This is a genomic window from Streptomyces bottropensis ATCC 25435, from assembly GCF_000383595.1.
GTDB lineage: Bacteria > Actinomycetota > Actinomycetes > Streptomycetales > Streptomycetaceae > Streptomyces > Streptomyces bottropensis.
Map to the genome: position 1 here is coordinate 6,721,971 of NZ_KB911581.1, position 16,440 is coordinate 6,738,410.

14 protein-coding genes are annotated in these 16,440 nt (G+C 72.4%); 6 read left to right on the forward strand and 8 right to left on the reverse strand.

Translation table 11 applies throughout. The features are described 5' to 3' along the window. Window position 1: 1 nt before the first annotated feature. On the forward strand, window positions 2–214 hold the full coding sequence (locus tag STRBO_RS0129965) for a hypothetical protein (protein WP_005478341.1): 213 nt from the start codon (window positions 2–4) through the stop codon (window positions 212–214). Between the two features lie 84 nt (window positions 215–298). Beyond that, window positions 299–2,071 carry a hypothetical protein gene (locus tag STRBO_RS0129970; protein ID WP_020115276.1) on the forward strand — a complete coding sequence of 591 codons (1,773 nt, stop codon included), beginning with the start codon at window positions 299–301 and terminating at the stop codon, window positions 2,069–2,071. 120 nt (window positions 2,072–2,191) lie between these two features. Here the strand turns inward: STRBO_RS0129970 and STRBO_RS0129975 are convergent, their stop codons facing one another. Further along, window positions 2,192–2,548, reverse strand: coding sequence for a HesB/IscA family protein (locus STRBO_RS0129975; protein WP_005478347.1), 357 nt, complete (start codon window positions 2,546–2,548; stop codon window positions 2,192–2,194). 350 nt (window positions 2,549–2,898) lie between these two features. Between STRBO_RS0129975 and nadA the strand changes: the two genes are divergently transcribed. Further along, window positions 2,899–4,083 (forward strand): quinolinate synthase NadA, encoded by a 1,185-nt coding sequence (gene nadA / locus STRBO_RS0129980; protein WP_005478348.1) that lies wholly within the window; start codon window positions 2,899–2,901, stop codon window positions 4,081–4,083. Between the two features lie 30 nt (window positions 4,084–4,113). Here the strand turns inward: nadA and STRBO_RS0129985 are convergent, their stop codons facing one another. From STRBO_RS0129985 to STRBO_RS0130010, 6 genes are all read right to left on the reverse strand, one after another. Then, window positions 4,114–6,366 carry a protein kinase domain-containing protein gene (locus STRBO_RS0129985; RefSeq protein WP_005478349.1) on the reverse strand — a complete coding sequence of 751 codons (2,253 nt, stop codon included), beginning with the start codon at window positions 6,364–6,366 and terminating at the stop codon, window positions 4,114–4,116. Window positions 6,367–6,497: 131 nt separating this feature from the next. After that, window positions 6,498–9,632 (reverse strand): efflux RND transporter permease subunit, encoded by a 3,135-nt coding sequence (locus tag STRBO_RS0129990; protein ID WP_005478350.1) that lies wholly within the window; start codon window positions 9,630–9,632, stop codon window positions 6,498–6,500. 202 nt (window positions 9,633–9,834) lie between these two features. Beyond that, window positions 9,835–10,524, reverse strand: coding sequence for a response regulator (locus STRBO_RS0129995; protein ID WP_005478352.1), 690 nt, complete (start codon window positions 10,522–10,524; stop codon window positions 9,835–9,837). Between the two features lie 22 nt (window positions 10,525–10,546). Continuing rightward, window positions 10,547–11,755, reverse strand: coding sequence for a sensor histidine kinase (locus tag STRBO_RS0130000; protein ID WP_106438203.1), 1,209 nt, complete (start codon window positions 11,753–11,755; stop codon window positions 10,547–10,549). Window positions 11,756–11,904: 149 nt separating this feature from the next. Beyond that, window positions 11,905–12,183, reverse strand: a complete 279-nt coding sequence (gene pspAA / locus STRBO_RS0130005) for a PspA-associated protein PspAA (protein ID WP_005478354.1) — start codon at window positions 12,181–12,183, stop codon at window positions 11,905–11,907. Window positions 12,184–12,208: 25 nt separating this feature from the next. After that, window positions 12,209–13,009: a PspA/IM30 family protein gene (locus STRBO_RS0130010; protein ID WP_078531418.1), complete on the reverse strand. Its 801-nt coding sequence runs from the start codon at window positions 13,007–13,009 to the stop codon at window positions 12,209–12,211. A 336-nt stretch (window positions 13,010–13,345) separates the two neighbouring features. Here STRBO_RS0130010 and STRBO_RS0130015 point away from each other — a divergent pair, with 336 nt between their 5' ends. Both STRBO_RS0130015 and STRBO_RS0130020 read left to right on the forward strand, forming a co-directional pair. Further along, complete coding sequence (locus tag STRBO_RS0130015) at window positions 13,346–13,975, forward strand: DUF3043 domain-containing protein (RefSeq protein WP_202498791.1); 630 nt, start codon at window positions 13,346–13,348, stop codon at window positions 13,973–13,975. Window positions 13,976–14,055: 80 nt separating this feature from the next. Next, entirely contained in the window at window positions 14,056–14,769 is a 714-nt protein-coding gene (locus tag STRBO_RS0130020) for a class I SAM-dependent methyltransferase (RefSeq protein WP_028796922.1), read from the forward strand. 85 nt (window positions 14,770–14,854) lie between these two features. Here STRBO_RS0130020 and STRBO_RS0130025 read toward each other — a convergent pair whose 3' ends face one another. After that, complete coding sequence (locus STRBO_RS0130025) at window positions 14,855–15,058, reverse strand: hypothetical protein (protein ID WP_005478359.1); 204 nt, start codon at window positions 15,056–15,058, stop codon at window positions 14,855–14,857. Between the two features lie 127 nt (window positions 15,059–15,185). Between STRBO_RS0130025 and STRBO_RS0130030 the strand changes: the two genes are divergently transcribed. Beyond that, window positions 15,186–16,391 carry a bifunctional adenosylcobinamide kinase/adenosylcobinamide-phosphate guanylyltransferase gene (locus STRBO_RS0130030; protein ID WP_005478360.1) on the forward strand — a complete coding sequence of 402 codons (1,206 nt, stop codon included), beginning with the start codon at window positions 15,186–15,188 and terminating at the stop codon, window positions 16,389–16,391. The last annotated feature ends 49 nt before the right edge of the window (window positions 16,392–16,440 follow it).

Here is a 16,440-nt window from a genome sequence, read left to right on the forward strand (position 1 = left end):
TATGACGAACCTCAAGATCCACGGCTCCGCCCCGTTCGACCCGGACGGCGGCAGCCTCGCGGCACTGCGCGGTGACTGCGCCCGGATGGCTCCGCACTGGGCGGCCCCCGCGAAGGTCATTACGGCTCCGGTCTCCCCTTCGCTCATTCACGGGGTCACGGTGCCCGTGGCGTCCGCCCGGCTGGTGGACGCGATGCCGGAGTACGGCTACTGAGGGAACCGCCGGCTCGCGCGCCGCGTCCCATCGCTGTCCCCCGTAGAGGGGATGCGGTGTACGACCTGCCGAAGGAGCGATGCGGTGAACTCCGAGCGACCCGACAACCCCGAGAACCCGGACGAGGGCCCCGAGCCCGACGCCGCCGAGGAGCTCGGGGCTGCCGGGGATGACGCCACCGAGGCGGAGACGGACGGGGCAGAGGCCGCCGACCGGGCGGATGAGCCTGCGCGAGCGGCCGATTCCACGGACGCGGCTGCGTCTACGGATACGACTGCGAATGCGGACGCGGATGCGGACGCGGATGCGGATGCGGACGCTGCGAGCGCCGAGGTCGTGGGCGGCGGCGGTGCCGAGCGGTCGGGCCGGCGGCGCTCCCGGGTGATCGTCGCGTCCGTGGCCGCCGCGGTGCTGCTGGTCGGGGGTGGTGGGGCGCTCCTCGCCACCACCGCTTCCGACGGGTCCGGGGGCGACGGCAAGGGGTCCGGTGCGCCCGGCGGCGACGGCACTCCCCCGCCGCTCGCGCTCGACGGATACTCCGGCGGCGGTTCGAACGGCATCGCGCCCGGTGAACCGAACCCCTACGGGGTGACCTACCGCGCCGGTGACGACCTGCCCGAGGGCCCCGGCTCGGCTCCGGTGTACGTGCTGAAGGGCGAGGTGACGGCCGCCGAGGTGGCGCGGCTCGCCGAGGCGCTCGGGGTGACGGGCAAGCCGACGGCCGAGGGTGAGGGCTGGCGGGTGGGGGCGGCCGGGGACGGTTCGGAGCCGGTGCTGCGGGTGAGCCGGCAGGCGCCGGGGGCCTGGACGTTCGACCGGTACACGCCGGGCACGGACAACTGCGTAAAGGTGACCGTCTGCGCGTCCGGCGGCACGGCCGGCGCCGGCGACCCGGTGAGCGAGGCGGTGGCCCGGAAGGCCGCGGCGCCCGTCCTCAAGGCCGTCGGCCAGGACGACGCCAAGCTCGACGCCACCCAGCTCATGGGCGCCGTACGGGTGGTGAACGCGGACCCCGAGGTGGGCGGGCTGCCCACGTACGGCTGGGCGACCGGCATCCGCATCGGCGCGGACGGCCAGGTGCTCGGCGGCAGCGGCAACCTGAAGTCGCCGGTCAGGAGCGACACGTACCCCGTCGTGGACGCGGACCGGACGCTGGAGCTGCTGAACGGCTCCGGGCAGGGCGTCGGTACCGAAGGCGGCGGCGCCGGCACCGAGCGCGGCGGCATCGGCGGCTGCACCGGTCCCGTACCGCTGGAGAGGGAGGACGGGGCGGTCGTCGGGAGCGGGACGGCCACGTCGGGCGAGACGCCGTGCGAGCGGGTGACCACGGCACCGAAGCCGGAGGCGGTCGCCGTCGAGAAGGCGGTGTTCGGGCTGGCCTCGCACCAGGTGGACGGGCGGCCGGCGCTGGTGCCGTCCTGGCTGTTCGAGGTACGGCCGACCGGGGCCGAGGACACCTACACGGTGACCCACCCGGCGATCGACCCCGCGTACCTGGCCGGCCCCGAGTCCCGTTCGGCGCCGACCGAGAAGCCCGGTGGGCCGGGTGACACACCCTCCACCGGCGCGTCCTCGCGCGATGTGCGGATCCAGGGCTGGACGGTCGACGGCGACGAGCTGACCGTGACCTTCTGGGGCGGGGTGTGCAGCGCGTACACGGCCGGGGTGAGCGAGGAGTCGGGCGAGGTGCGGGTCACCGTGACCGACACCCCGCGGGAGGGCAGGGCCTGCATCCTGATCGCCAAGGCGATGGAGCGGACGGTGCGCCTCGACGAGCCGCTGGGCGACCGGAAGGTGGTCGGGTCGGACGGCGAGGCGATCCCGAAGGGCGGCATCGCGGAGCTGGAGCCGCGGTAGGCGCCGCCGGGGCCGCACCGGGCCCGGGATGACGGAAGGCGGCGTCCCCCGTGGAGGGGGACGCCGCCTTCGTCGTACCTGAACGTCGCCGTGCGCGTACCGCTGCCGCGCGCGGGGACCCTAGCTGAAGGAGTCGCCGCAGGCGCAGGAACCCGTCGCGTTCGGGTTGTCGATGGTGAAGCCCTGCTTCTCGATGGTGTCGACGAAGTCGATGGTGGCGCCGCCCAGGTACGGGGCGCTCATGCGGTCGGTGATGACCTTCACGCCGTCGAAGTCCTTGACCACGTCACCGTCGAGCGAGCGCTCGTCGAAGAAGAGCTGGTACCGCAGGCCGGAGCAGCCGCCGGGCTGAACGGCGACGCGCAGCGCCAGATCGTCACGGCCTTCCTGGTCGAGCAGGGCCTTGACCTTGGCCGCGGCGGCGTCGGTCACGATGATGCCGTCGGTGACGGTGCCGGTCTCGTCCGATACGGACATCTACATCTCTCCCGGGTTGTACGGAGACTGCTTGCCGACGGGTGCAACCGTCGGAGCCCCGGATTCATTCCGGGTCGCGCGGATGAGCCACGCGTCTCTCTTCATGCTCGCACATGGCCCGCGGCAGGGACACGAGGTCGCGGGGGGCTGTGGACAACGCCACGCGTCGGGGCGAGCCAGGCCGTTCGGCGCGGGCGGCCGGGATTCATGTCACATGGACACTATGGCCATCGTCAAACTGACGTGAAGCGGATATGATAGATAGCGTCAATTCGACGAAAAGGATCGCCCGGTTGTCCCGCCGCCCCTCCCAGGGGGCGGCGAGCCGCAGAACAGAAAGGGTGCGTGCCGTGACCACCGCCCAGACCCAGGAACTCGACGTACAGCCGACGCCCCTCGCCCTGCTGCTGCTCGGCCGCGAGGCCGACCCGCGGAGCGAGCGAGGTGTCGAGTGCCCGGGCGACCTCCCCTCCCCGTCCGACCCCGACCTGGTGGAGCGCGCCCGCGCCGCCAAGGAGAAGCTCGGGGACAAGGTCTTCGTGCTGGGCCACCACTACCAGCGCGACGAGGTCATCCAGTTCGCGGACGTCACGGGCGACTCCTTCAAGCTGGCGCGGGACGCGGCGGCACGGCCCGAGGCCGAGTACATCGTGTTCTGCGGTGTGCACTTCATGGCCGAGTCGGCGGACATCCTCACCGGCGACGACCAGAAGGTCGTCCTGCCGGACCTGGCCGCCGGATGCTCCATGGCCGACATGGCCACCGCCGAGCAGGTCGCCGAGTGCTGGGACGTGCTGACCGAGGCGGGCGTGGCCGAGCAGGTCGTGCCCGTGTCGTACATGAACTCCTCGGCCGACATCAAGGCCTTCACCGGCAAGCACGGGGGCACGATCTGCACCTCGTCGAACGCGAAGCGGGCCCTGGACTGGGCCTTCGAGCAGGGCGAGAAGGTCCTGTTCCTGCCGGACCAGCACCTGGGGCGCAACACCGCCGTGCGGGACATGGGGATGTCGCTCGACGACTGCGTCCTGTACAACCCGCACAAGCCGAACGGCGGCCTCACGGTCGAGCAGCTGCGGGCCGCGAAGATGATCCTGTGGCGGGGGCACTGCTCGGTGCACGGCCGCTTCAGCCTGCAGTCCGTGAACGACGTACGGGAGCGGATCCCGGGCGTGAACGTCCTCGTCCACCCCGAGTGCAAGCACGAGGTCGTGGCGGCGGCCGACCACGTCGGTTCGACCGAGTACATCATCAAGGCGCTGGAGGCCGCTCCGGCCGGTTCCAAGTGGGCCATAGGCACCGAGCTGAACCTGGTCCGGCGGCTGGCGAACCGTTTCGCGCCGGAGGGCAAGGAGATCGTCTTCCTCGACCGCACGGTCTGCTTCTGCTCGACCATGAACCGCATCGACCTCCCGCACCTGGTCTGGACCCTGGAGTCGCTGGCCGAGGGCAACCTGGTCAACCGCATCGAGGTCGACAAGGAGACGGAGGCGTTCGCGAAGCTGGCGCTGGAGCGGATGCTGGCGCTGCCGTAACCGTTCCCGGGGACCGAGCGGGACACGTGCTCACCCCGACGCGGCGGGTTCGCGGTCGGGGTGGGCGGGGTCGAGGGAGAAGACCGTGCCGTCGGCGACGGCCACGACCAGCGCTCCCGCCCGGGGGCTCGCCCAGGGAGTGCCCTGGACGGACCAGGTCGGCGTGGTCCTGGGCAGCGTCTCCCACAGCAGGGTGCCCTTGACCCTGTCGAGCGCCGCGACCCTGCCGGTGTCGCTGACCAGGTAGAGGGTGCTCGTCGCGGCGTCGTACGCGGGCTCGCCCGGCCGTTCCAGACTGGTTCGGGTCCGCCACAGCAGCTCGCCCGTGTGCGGTGACACGGCGGTCACCTGGCCGCCCGACCGGGTGTAGACCAGCACGCCGCCCGCCAGGGCCGCCCGGCCCCGCCCGTTCCGGCCCGGCTTCGTCGTCACACGGGTCCCGGTCTCCAGGTCCACGAGCAGGGTCGTGTCGTATACCGGGTCGCTGCCGGGGGCCCCGTCGGTGTGCTCGGTGTCCTCCCTGACCAGGACCAGATCTCCCTGCTTCACGCCGAGGAGGACGCTGCCCAGCGGCACCTTCACGGTCCTGGCCGAGCCGTCGGCGCGGTCCACGACCAGGACCCGGGACTCCGTGTTCGCCGCCTTGGCGTCCCGGGTCACCGGACGGCAGTGCGCGTACGTGCCCGCTCCGGCCGACGTGAACACGCAGTGGTGGCCGACGGGCAACGGCAGGGACCAGCGCTCGGCGCCCGTGCGCAAGGAACGGGCCGTGAGCGTCCGGCCGTCGGGTGCGGCGGTGAGGACGAGGTCGCCGATCACTGCCGAGTCGATGTCGGTGCTGCCCACCCGGCGGGTCCACAGCCGCTCGCCGGTGTCCGCGTCGAGGGCGACGAGATCGATGGGGTCCACGACGGGTTCGCCGCTGAAGACGGTCTGCTGCACGAGGACCGTGCCGTCCCGGACACCGAGGATGCCTGCGTAGTACCGGTCCCGCACGGTGGTCGCCGGCGCGATGCCCGCCCGCCAGACCGTCCTGCCGGTCCGGCCGTCGAGGCGGACGGGGAGGACTCCCGCGCCCCCGCAGTAGACGTCGTCCCCGTGCCCCTGGCAGGAGGGAGCACCGCCGTTGTCGCCGTCCTTCGCGGGCAGTGACCGCCGTGCGCCCGCCGCCGCCGTCGCGAACAGCGTCGTCTGCCAGGGTTTCCAGCCACTGGGCGGCGGCGTCCAGCGGGAGGTCGGGGACGGCGCGGGCGTCGCCGCGTCACCGGTGCGCGCCTGGCCGGGCCCCAGCAGGTAGGCGGTCAGTCCGAGGACCAGTACGCCGACGGTGCCGGTCACGGCCCACAGGGGGCGGAGACGGCGGCGGGCGGGGTGCGGGGTGGGTGCCGGGTCCGCGCCGCTCTCCAGGTGGATCTCGGTGGCGGCGGCCGCGACCTCCTCGCGCCGGGGCACCCTCGGCAGGGCACCCGGCTCCGGCTGCGGCAGGACGGCCTCGAACTCCCGCGCCAGTTCGTCGAGTCCGGGCCGGTCGGCGGCCGTCTTGGCCAGACAGCGCGTCAGTACGGAGCCCAGCCGCGGGTCCACCCCGTCCAGCACGGGTTCGTCGTTCATCACCTGGTAGGCCGTCAGATAGGGGCTGTCCGCGTCGAAGGGCCCCCGCCCGGTGAGGGCGTACACCAGCAGCGTCCCCAGCGAGAACACGTCCGAGGCGGGGCCCGCCGTACGGGCGTCGGTGAGCTGTTCCGGGGACATGAACGGCGGGGTGCCGATCATCTGGCCGGTCTCGGTCAGGGAGAGGTTGTCCGCGGCGCGCGAGATGCCGAAGTCGATGACCCGGGGGCCGTCGTCCGCCATCAGCACGTTGGCCGGCTTCAGGTCCCGGTGCACCACGCCGGCCCGGTGGATCTCCCGCAACGCCTCCACCAACCCCAGGGCCAAGGGGCGCAGTTCGGTGTGACGGAGCGGGCCGTGGTCGCGGATCCGCTGGGCGAGCGAGCGGCCGGGCACGTACTGGGTCGCCATCCAGGGGCGCTCCGCGTCCGGGTCGGCGTCCACGACCGCCGCGGTGAAGGCGCCGCTGACCTTGCGGACGGCCTCGATCTCCTGGCGGAACCGGCTGCGGAAGACGGGGTCCTGCGCGTACTGGGCGTGCACCACCTTCACGGCGACCTCGCGCCCGGAGCGGGATCTCGCCCGGTAGACGACGCCCATGCCGCCGGTGCCGAGCCGGTCGACCACCTTGTACCCGCCGACCGATCCGGGGTCGTCGCTGCGCAGCGGCACGCCCTGGTCCCTCCCCCCGACAAGCAGTCCAACCAGCGATCAGAGGCACAGGATACGTGCGGGCGACGCACGGCGGCCGGGCCGCGGACCCTATGGTTCCGCAACCCGGCCGCCCTGGGCCTCACGGGGTGTCAGACCCCGGCGGGCTCCGGCTTCTCCGCCTGCGAGCCGGACTCCGGCTTCGTCGGCTCGGACGCCTTGCCCGCCCGCTTCAGGGCCTTCTTCTTCGCCCGGCGCTCCTTGCGGATCTCGATCATCGTGTAGAGGGTCGGGACCAGCAGGAGCGTCAGCAGCGTCGAGGTGATCAGGCCGCCGATGACGACCACGGCCAGCGGCTGGGCGATGAAGCCGCCCTCGCCGGTGATGCCGAGCGCCATGGGCAGCAGCGCGAAGATCGTCGCCAGTGCCGTCATCAGGATCGGGCGGAGGCGGTGACGCCCGCCCTCGATGACCGCCTCGACCGTGCTGTAGCCCTGGCGGCGGTACTGGTTGATCAGGTCGATCAGCACGATCGCGTTCGTCACCACGATGCCGATCAACATCAGCATGCCGATCATCGCGGGGACACCCAAGGGCGTGCCGGTGATGATCAGCAGACCGATGGCGCCGGTGGCCGCGAACGGGATCGAGACCAGCAGGATCAGCGGCTGGACCAGGGACCGGAAGGTCGCCACCAGCAGCATGAAGACGATCGCGATCGCCGCGAGCATCGCGAGGCCGAGGGAGGCGAAGGCCTCGTCCTGGTCCTCGGAGACGCCGCCGATGTCGGCGGTGGCGCCCTCGGGCAGCTTCAGGCCGTCCAGCTTGGCGGTGAGGTCGGTGCTGACCGCGCCGGTGTTGTCGCCCTTGGGCTTCGCCGTGATCGTCGCGGCCCGCTGGCCGTCGATCCGGGTCATGGAGACCGGGCCGTCCACCAGCTCGACGTCCGCGATGTCGCGCAGCTTCACCGCGCCGAGCCGCAGGTCGCGCAGCTCCTTCAAGGTCTCGGCGGGCTTCGCCGACTTGATGACGATGTCCCGCTCGGTGTCGTCGAGGATCGCCCGGCCGCTGGTCGTCCCGCGGACGGCCTGGGAGACGGCGGCGCCGAGGGTCTGGTCGTCGAAGCCGGCCGCGGCCGCCCTGTCGGTGGCCCGGACCGAGATCCGGGGCACGCTCTGGGCGAGGTCGCTGGTGACGTCCGAGACGTTGTCCATCGTCGAGACCGCGTCACGGACCTGCTCGGCGGCCTTGCGCAGGACGCCGGCGTCGGCGGCCTTCACGACCACGCTCAGGTCCTGGCTGCCGAAGGCGTCGCCGACCGCGACGGTCGTCGTACCGACCCCGGAGAGCCCGGCGAGGCCCTTCTCGATCGTGTCCTGGACGTCCGCGGCCGTGGCCGAGTCGTCCAGCATGACGCTGTACGAGGCCTGGTTGGAGTCGGTGCCACCGCCGAACGCGGCGAGGAAGCCGGAGGAGCCGATGGTGACCTGGTAGTCCTTGACGCCCTCGGTGCCGGCGAGCAGCTTCTCGACCTTCCTGGTCTGCTCGTCGGTCGCCGCGAGGCTGGTGCCGGGCTTCAGCTCCTGCTTGAGGCTGAGGACCTCCTGGTCGCCCGGGTCGAAGAAGTTCGTCTTCAGCAGCGGGGCCATGCCGAACGTGCCGACCAGGACGACGGCCGCCAGGGCCACACTGGTCAGCCGGCGGCGCGTGGCGAAGCGCAGGACGGGGACGTAGAAGCGCTGGAGGCGGCTCCTCGCCTCCTTCTCCTCGGCCTTCCGGCGGGCCTCCTCGGCGTCCTCCGGCGTGCCCTTCGGGGGGCGCAGGAACCAGTACGACAGCACCGGGACCACGGTCAGCGAGACCACGAGGGAGGCCAGCAGGGCCGCCGTCACGGTCAGCGAGAAGCTGCCGAACAGCTCGCCCACCATCCCGCCGGTGAGACCGATCGGGAGGAACACCGCGACGGTCGTCAGGGTGGAGGAGGTGACCGCGCCGGCGACCTCGCGGACCGCCTTGAGGATGGCCTCCTCGCGCTCCTCGCCGTAGCCGAGGTGACGCTTGATGTTCTCCAGGACGACGATCGAGTCGTCGACCACCCGGCCGATGGCGATGGTCAGCGCGCCGAGCGTGAGCATGTTGAGGGACAGGTCGCGGGTCCACAGGACGATCAGCGCCAGGACCACCGACAGCGGGATGGACACCGCGGTGACGAGGGTCGAGCGGATCGACGCCAGGAAGACCAGGATGACCAGGACCGCGAAGACCAGGCCGAGGGCACCCTCGGTGGTCAGTCCGTCGATGGACTTGGACACCGCCGGGCCCTGGTCGCTGACCACGGTCACGGTGGCTCCGGAGCCCAGGTCCCGGCGCATGTCCGCCAGCTTGTCCTCGACGGCCTCGGAGATGGCGACCGCGCTGCCGCCCCGGTCCATGGTGACCATGACCGCGAGGCTCGGCTCGCCGTTGGTCCGGGTGATCGAGTCGGCCCTGGCCTGCTCCTCCTTGACGGCGGCGACGTCGGCGAGACGTACGGGCTTCTTGGCGCCCTGGCCGCGCACCATCAGGTTCTCGATCTGCTCCAGCGAGGTGTAGCCGCCGCCGACCTGGACGGTGCGGTTGGCGCCGTCCTCGTCGAAGGAGCCCGCGGGGACGGTGACGCCGCCGGCCTGGAGGGCCTGGCTGAGGGCCATCGTGCTCAGGCCGGCCTTCGCCAGCTTCGCCTCGTCGGGGGTGACGGTGACCTGGAGGTCCCGTACGCCGTCGACGGTGACCTGGCCGACGCCGTCGATGTCCTCCAGCGTGGGAACCACGGTCCGGTCGAGCTGGTCGGCCAGGGCCTGCTGGTCCTGGTCGGAGGCCACGGCGAGGACGACGGTCGGCATGTCGTCCGTCGATCCCGCGATCACCTGCGGGTCCACGTCGTCGGGGAGCTGCGCCCGGACCCGGTTGACGGCCTGCTGGACGTCGGCGACGAGCTGGTCGGTGCCGGGACCGTAGTCGAAGGACGCCATGATCAGGGCGTTGCCCTCACTGGCGGTGGAGGTGACACCCGTGATGCCGTCGACGGCTTCGAGGCTGTCCTCGATGGGCTCGACGACCTGCTTCTCGACCACGTCCGGGGACGCGCCCTGGTAGGGCGCGAGCACGGACACCATGGGCAGTTCGATGGTGGGCAGCAGCTGCTGCTTGAGCTGGGGTATCGCGATCGCCCCGAAGACGAGCGCGATGATCGACATCAGACCGACGAGGGCCCGTTGTGCGAGGCTGAACCGAGACAGCCAGGACATGGGTCAGGGTCTCTCTTCCGTGGCGTGAGCAGAGGTCGAACGCCCGTGCCACATGCGGCTGGATCCCCCCATGTGTCGCCCGTGTGAAGCGGATGTGAGCGCTCACCTCATACCCTGGGCCATAGGGGGCCCCTGTTCCCTCGCTCCCCAGGGCCATTTCCTTATCCCCCGCCTACTCCGGGTGGAGTAGTCCCGGGCGCTCTCAGTCCACCCTTGGGCGTACCAGGCCCGACTCGTACGCGAAGACCACCAGTTGGGCCCGGTCGCGGGCGCCGAGCTTGGCCATGCCCCGGTTGACGTGCGTCTTCACGGTCAGCGGGCTGACCTCCAGCCGCTTGGCGATCTCGTCGTTGGAGAGGCCGCCCGCGACCTGGACGAGCACCTCCCGCTCGCGACCGGTCAGGGTGGCGAGGCGCTCCGAGCGGGCGGCGGCACCTGCGTCGCCGTCGGCCGAGTCGTCCGGCTGGGCGAGGAAACGGGCGATCAGGCCCTTGGTGGCGGTGGGTGACAGCAGGGCCTCGCCGCCGGCGGCGAGGCGGATCGCGTTCAGCAGTTCCTCCGGTTCGGCGCCCTTGCCGAGGAAGCCGGAGGCGCCGGCGCGCAGTGACTGCACGACGTAGTCGTCGACCTCGAAGGTGGTGAGGATGACGACGCGGACCTGGGTGAGCGCCGGATCGGCGCTGATCAGACGGGTGGCGGCCAGCCCGTCCGTGCCCGGCATCCGGATGTCCATCAGCACGACGTCCGCCCGCTCCAGCTTCGCCAGCCGCACGGCCTCCGCCCCGTCCGACGCCTCCCCCACGACCTCCATGTCCGGCTCCGAGTCGACGAGCACCCGGAAGGCACTGCGCAGCAGGGCCTGGTCGTCGGCGAGCAGGACACGGATCGTCATACGGGGTCCCCCGGGGCGCTGGTCACGGTCGTGCCGCCTGCACGGCGGTCGTGCGGGTCGTGAGCGGCAGGATCGCATGGACGCGGAAGCCGCCGCCGTAGCGGGGACCGGTGGTGAGGGTGCCGCCCAGCGCGGTGGCCCGTTCACGCATGCCGAGGAGCCCGTGGCCGCCGCCGTCGGCCGCCTCGCCCTCGGCGTCCTTCTTCGTCTGCCCGGCGCCGTCGTCGAGGACGGTGATCTCCACGTTCGGGCCGACGCGTACGACGCTGACCTCGGCCTTCGCCGTCTCGCCCGCGTGCTTGTGCACATTGGTGAGGGCTTCCTGGATGACGCGGTACGCGGCGAGGTCGACGGCGGCCGGGAGGGTCACGCCCTCGTCGGCGCGGACCACCTCGACCGCGAGGCCCGCGCTGCGGAAGGTGCCGACGAGTTCGTCGAGCCGCACCAGGCCGGGGGCGGGTTCGGTGGGGGCCTCGGGGTCGCCGGACTGGCGGAGCAGACCGACCGTGGCGCGCAGTTCGCCGAGCGCGGAGCGGCTGGCCTCACGGACGTGGGCGAGGGCCTCCTTGGCCTGGTCGGGCCGCTTGTCCATGACGTGCGCGGCGACCCCGGCCTGCACGTTGACCAGGGCGATGTGGTGGGCGACGACGTCGTGCAGGTCGCGGGCGATCCGCAGGCGCTCCTCGGCGACCCGGCGGCGGGCCTCCTCCTCGCGGGTGCGCTCGGCCCGCTCGGCGCGTTCCCGGATGGCGTGCACGAAGTCGCGGCGGCTGCGCACCGCGTCGCCGGCCGCGGCGGCCATGCCGGTCCAGGCGAAGATGCCGATGTTCTCCTGGTCGTACCAGGGCAGCGGGCCGGCGAGCATGGCCGTGCCCGTCAGCACGGTCATCGTCAGCAGGCCCACGCGCCAGGTGGTGGGGCGGTCGGTGGTGGAGGCGACGGTGTACAGGGCGATGACGGCGGACATCGCGACGGGGGCGCGCGGGTCGCCGGTCGCCAGTTCGGCGAGGGTGAGGGCGCAGGTGGCGGCCAGCACGGCCAGGGGGGCGCGGCGGCGGGCGATCAGGACGGCGGCGGCCGGCACCATGAGCGCGAAGCTCAGGGCGGAGGGGGTACGGGCGCCCCACTTGGCGCCGTGCTCGGCGTGGGGGTCGACGAAGGCGCCCGCCACCATCGCGGCGAGGACACCGACGGCGAGGGCCGCGTCCAGGGCGGTGGGGTGCGCCGTCAGCCAGGCCCTGACGCGCTTGCCGAGAGAGAGCGAGGTGGTCGGGCGGGGGTGCGTGGGGGCCGGTCGCGCCCCCGCGGTGGTGGCCGCGAGGTCAGTACCGCCCCATTCCCTCGGACTGCTCCGCGGGCCGGTCTCCCGTGTCCGTGAGGTCACCCCGGGATCAGACCGTCGTCGCTGAGCATCTCCCGGACCTCCTCCAACGTCGCGTCCGGGGCCGGGAGGATCAGCTCCGAGGGCTCCAGGGAGTCGTCGGGGAGAGGGGCGCCCAGTTCGCGGACCTTGTCCAGGAGGGCGTGGAGGGTGTGGCGGAAGCCCTGGCCGTCGCCGACCTCCATCTCCGCGAGGAGGACGTCGTCCAGTTTGTTCAGCTCGGCGAGGTGGGCGTCGTCCAGCCTCACCTGCCCCTCCCCCATGATCCGTACGATCATGTCGCCCTCCTCGGGGACGAGACGCCTACTTCTCGAAACGCGGAGTGTCCTGCCGCTGGGACTGCTGCTGCGGGGCCGACTGGCCCGTGCCGCCCTCGATGGCCTGCTGCTGGGCGGACGGGCCTCCCGCCAGCTCCGCCTTCATGCGCTGGAGCTCCAGCTCGACGTCCGTACCGCCGGAGAGGCGGTCCAGCTCGGCCTGGATGTCGTCCTTGTGCATGCCGGACGGGTCGTCGAGGGCACCGGAGGCGAGCAGCTCGTCGATGGCGCCGGCGCGGGCCTGGAGCTGCGCCGTCTTGTCCTCGGCGCGCTGTATGGCGAGACCGACGTCGCCCATCTCCTCGGAGATGCCGGAGAACGCCTCACCGATCCGGGTCTGGGCCTGGGCAGCGGTGTACGTGGCCTTGATCGTCTCCTTCTTCGTCCGGAAGGCGTCGACCTTGGCCTGCAGGCGCTGCGCGGCGAGGGTGAGCTTCTCCTCCTCGCCCTGGAGCGTGGAGTGCTGGGTCTCCAGGTCCGTCACCTGCTGCTGGAGCGCGGCACGGCGCGAGAGCGCCTCGCGGGCCAGGTCCTCGCGGCCCAGCGCGAGCGCCTTGCGGCCCTGGTCCTCCAGTTTCGAGGACTGGGACTGGAGCTGGTTGAGCTGGAGCTCCAGACGCTTGCGGGACGTGGCCACGTCGGCCACGCCACGGCGCACCTTCTGGAGCAGCTCCAGCTGCTTCTGGTACGAGTAATCGAGGGTTTCGCGCGGGTCCTCGGCCCGGTCAAGGGCCTTGTTCGCCTTCGCGCGGAAGATCATCCCCATACGCTTCATGACACCGCTCATGGGCTTCGCGCGCCCCCTTCTGACGGAACTCCAGCTCACAGGTCTGCGACAGAACCCACAGTACGGGCCCTGCTTCTATTACCGCACTGTTCGGGGACGGATGCGCTCATCCCCAAGGACGACTGTGTACGGCACCGCTCCGGCGTAGGGAGTAGGTGGTCCCCGGGGTCGCGTACGAACCGGTCCCGCGGAACACCGCGCCTTACCTACGGACGAACCGTCACCGCGCTCCCCCTTTTCCGGTACCCGGGCTGCTTCCCGGCCACTGTCGCCCCACCTCTGTCTCCAGTACGGACGCCGGGTGTTGCCGGATCGTTCCCCACTCGGCTGGGGTCCATGCCCCGGCACCCCGTACCCTTGGGTTTTGTGTTCCGTAGCCGCGCCAAGAGCGAGAAGGAATCGGCCGCCGACAAGGCGGCGGTGACCGACTCCCCGCAGACCCGTCACCCGCAGGCCCCCAAGGGGCGGCCCACTCCCAAGCGGAGTGTGGCCCAAGGCCAGCGTCGAAGCGTCGCCAATACGCCGACGACGCGCAAGGAGGCCGCCAAGCGCTCCCGCGACGAGCGCCGCTCCGCCATGGAGAAGCAGCGCCAGGCGCTGGCCACCGGCGACGAGCGCTATCTGCCCGCCCGGGACAAGGGTCCCGTGCGCAGGTTCGCCCGTGACTTCGTGGACTCGCGCTTCCACATCGCCGAGTTCTTCCTGCCACTGGCCGTGCTCATCCTCGTGCTGAGCATGGTGCGGGTGGCGTCGCTGCAGAACGTCGCGCTGCTGCTGTGGCTGTTCGTGATCGTGCTGATCGTGGTCGACTCGATCGCTCTCGCGTTCCGCCTGAAGAAGCAGCTGAACGAGCGCTTCCCCGACGCGAACAAGAAGGGCGCGGTGGCCTACGCCCTGATGCGCACGCTCCAGATGCGTCGCCTCCGGCTGCCGAAGCCGCAGGTCAAGCGCGGAGAGCGGCCCTGAGCACGACCCCTTTCTCCGGTAGTGCGGCGCAGGCCTGGCTGAACCGGCTGGGCACTCTGCGTGAGGTCGTACGCCAGGAGCTGGTCTCCCGGCAGGTCGACGAGCAGATAGCCGGACGTTTCCCGGTCGGCCAGCGGCTGCGGGTCCTGGACGTGGGCATGGGGCAGGGCACGCAGGCGCTGCGGCTGGCCCGTGCCGGGCACGCGGTGACCGGGATCGAACGGGAGGCGAAGCTGATCGCCGTCGCCCGGGAGGCGCTCGCCGCGGAGCCCGAGGGCATCCGGGGGCGGGTGCGGATCGTGGAGGGCGACGGCCGGGACACGGGCGTGCACTTCCTGCCGGGCAGTTTCGACGTGGTGCTCTGTCACGGCGTCCTGATGTATGTCGAGGAGCCGGACGCGCTGCTGGCGGGGCTGGCGCGGATGCTGGCGCCCGGGGGACTGCTGTCCCTGCTCGTGCGCAACGGCGACGCGCTCGCGATGCGGGCGGGGCTGGCCGGGGACTGGGCCGGGGCGCTGGCCGCCTTCGACACCACCGCGTACCGCAATCGGCTCGGGCTGGATGTGCGGGCGGACCGACTGGCGACGCTGACGGACGCGCTGGCGGGGATCGGGGCGCCGTTGCACGCGTGGTACGGGGTGCGGGTGTTCACGGATCTCGCCGCGGACGACGCGGTGGTGCCCGACGGGCAGGGGAACCTGGAGGCGCTGCTCGCGGCGGAGGAACGGGCGGGGCGGACGGATCCCTATCGGCAGGTGGCGGCGTTGCTGCACCTGTGTGGAGTGCGGGGCTGAGGGACGCCCGGCAGCTCGGGGGTGCGGGGCTCGGGGCGGGGGCGGGGCGGAGCCCCGGACAGGAACCCCGCCCCGCCGCGGAGCACTACGCCTGCAGGCTCATCGGGCCGTAGATCTCCGTCGTGTCCTCGAAGAGGCGGACCTGGTGGGCGCCGCCCTCCAGAAGCTCCTTCCAGTGCTCCCCGATCCACGACTCGGCGTCCCCCTGGGTCGTGAACTCCTCGGGCTGGACCGCGGGCTGGACCTCCGCCCCGTCGGCCTTCTCGAACCGCCACAGCCATGCCGCCATGTGAGCCTCCGTAAGTACCGGCCCGGCACCGCACACAGGGTGCCAAGCAAGATCCGGTTCCTCCCCTGAGCCTAGTCGGACGCACAAGACCTGCGGGTGGTCATCGGGACACGCGAAAATCGGGGGCGTGGAACTGACTTTGCTCGGCACCGGCGCCCCCGCGGGGCTTCCCCGCCCCGACTGCCCGTGCGCGGTGTGCGCGACCGCGCTCGGTGATGCCGCGCGCGGGGCGACCGCGCTGCTCGTGGACGGCGCATTGCTGCTCGACCTCACTCCGGGCGCCGCCCTCGCGGCCGCGCGCGCCGGGCACTCCCTGACCGGGGTGCGGCAGGTACTGCTGTCGCACCCGCACGACGGACCCGCCGTGGAGGTGCCGCCGGGGCTGCCGCAGCCGGGCCGGGTGCCGGACGGGCGTGAGCTGGCGCTGCTGACCGGGCACCGGGTGCGGGCACTGGCCCTGGACGCGCCGGGCACCGGGTACGCGGTGACCGGGCCGGGCGGGCAGCGGCTGCTGTACCTGCCCCCGAGGGGCGCGCCCGCCGGCCTGGAGGAGCACGCGGCGGAGCCGTACGACATGGTGCTCGCCGACGTCCTCGGGCGGCCGGACGCGCTGGCGCGGCTGCGGAGGACGGGTGCCGTCGGGCCGACGACCGATGTCGTGGCCGTCCACATCGACCACGACGTGCCGGCGGACGGCGAGTTGCCGCGCCGGCTCGCTGCGGCGGGCGCGCGCGCCGTGCCCGACGGGACGACGCTGACAGTGGGGGCCTACGAGGACGTGCCCGACGTACCGCGCCGCACGCTGGTGCTCGGCGGGGCGCGGTCGGGGAAGTCGGTGGAGGCCGAGCGGCGGCTGGAGGCGTTCCCGGACGTGCTCTACGTGGCGACCGGCGGGACGCGGGGCGGCGACGGGGAGTGGGCCGAGCGGGTCTCCGCCCACCGGGAGCGGCGGCCCGGTTCCTGGCGCACCGTGGAGACGTGCGACCTCGTCCCGCTGCTGAAGGAGGACGACGGGCCGCCGCTGCTCATCGACTGTCTCTCCCTGTGGCTGACGGACGCGATGGACGAGGTGGGGGCGTGGGACGACGCCGAGTGGGCCGACGGCGGGGAGCGCGCGCTCCGGGCGCGCGTCACCGAACTGACCGACGCCGTACGGCACACGCGCCGCACGATCGTCGCCGTCTCCAACGAGGTCGGCTCCGGCATCGTCCCCGCCACCGCCTCCGGCCGCCGCTACCGCGACGAACTCGGGCGGCTCAACGCGTCCTTCGGGGCGGAGTGCGAGCACGTGCTGCTGGTGGTGGCGGGACAGGCGCTGTCCCTGCGGGGGTGAGGCACGGGCTGGTCCCGACGGGAGTGAGACACGGGGTGTGGAAGCGCCA

Bases quoted from the DNA above. Each gene is read 5' to 3' on its own strand.
- STRBO_RS0129965 (WP_005478341.1), top strand. From the start codon at position 2: ATGACGAACCTCAAGATCCACGGCTCCGCCCCGTTCGACCCGGACGGC.
- STRBO_RS0129975 (WP_005478347.1), bottom strand. From the start codon at position 2,548: ATGTCCGTATCGGACGAGACCGGCACCGTCACCGACGGCATCATCGTG.
- STRBO_RS0129990 (WP_005478350.1), bottom strand. From the start codon at position 9,632: ATGTCCTGGCTGTCTCGGTTCAGCCTCGCACAACGGGCCCTCGTCGGT.
- STRBO_RS0129995 (WP_005478352.1), bottom strand. From the start codon at position 10,524: ATGACGATCCGTGTCCTGCTCGCCGACGACCAGGCCCTGCTGCGCAGT.
- pspAA (WP_005478354.1), bottom strand. From the start codon at position 12,183: ATGATCGTACGGATCATGGGGGAGGGGCAGGTGAGGCTGGACGACGCC.
- STRBO_RS0130010 (WP_078531418.1), bottom strand. From the start codon at position 13,009: ATGAGCGGTGTCATGAAGCGTATGGGGATGATCTTCCGCGCGAAGGCG.
- STRBO_RS0130015 (WP_202498791.1), top strand. From the start codon at position 13,346: ATGCCCCGGCACCCCGTACCCTTGGGTTTTGTGTTCCGTAGCCGCGCC.
- STRBO_RS0130025 (WP_005478359.1), bottom strand. From the start codon at position 15,058: ATGGCGGCATGGCTGTGGCGGTTCGAGAAGGCCGACGGGGCGGAGGTC.